Source organism: Halomonas sp. (genome assembly GCF_033549285.1).
In the GTDB taxonomy this organism is placed as follows: domain Bacteria; phylum Pseudomonadota; class Gammaproteobacteria; order Pseudomonadales; family Halomonadaceae; genus Halomonas.
Map to the genome: position 1 here is coordinate 1 of NZ_JAWSUJ010000199.1, position 645 is coordinate 645.

Consider the following 645-nt stretch of genomic DNA (forward strand, 5'->3'; position numbering starts at 1 on the left):
AACCACTGTCAAGCAAATGATTTTTGATGTTAAACGGATAGATTTTGAAATTGATGATTTAATTCTTGATCGGGGGATGGCATCCATTACTAATTTACAATCACTTGCTGAGACCCAGAATAAGATCATAGGTGGTATTCCGTTGACCTCGAATGAGGCAAAAGAGCTTGTAGAATGTGATATTTCTGAGGAGAATGAATTATTACGACCGTCTGGATTAGTTTATTATGAAGACAAAACCACAACACTTTTTGGTATAAATGGAAGAGCTATTATCTGTTTTAATCATACAGATCTTGAACAAGCACGCTCTCTCAGATTGAAAAAAATAACGGTAGCAGAGAAGAAAATAGCTGAGATATTAACCTCACCTGGTTGTGATGAAAAATCAAGTTGTATAGAAAACGAAATTAAGTCAGCCATCAAAGGAGTTTCTAATTATTTTATTGTGAAAAAAGTAGATGGTAAAATTCAAGTTAGCCCTGATGAAGATAATCGGAGAAAAGCAAAAAGCAGAGACGGAAAATGTTTAATTTTCACTACTGATTTGAATAAGAGTGCCCCTGATATTATTTCTCTTTATTTCGGAAAGGATGTTATAGAAAAAATCTTTAATTGTTTTAAAAACTGGCTTGACCTGCAACC

1 protein-coding gene is annotated in these 645 nt (G+C 33.6%); it reads left to right on the forward strand.

What is annotated here, in order from left to right; translation table 11 throughout:
• Positions 1-645, forward strand: a 645-nt coding sequence (locus SCI24_RS21405) for a hypothetical protein (protein ID WP_318727286.1), incomplete at both ends; no start/stop codon positions are given.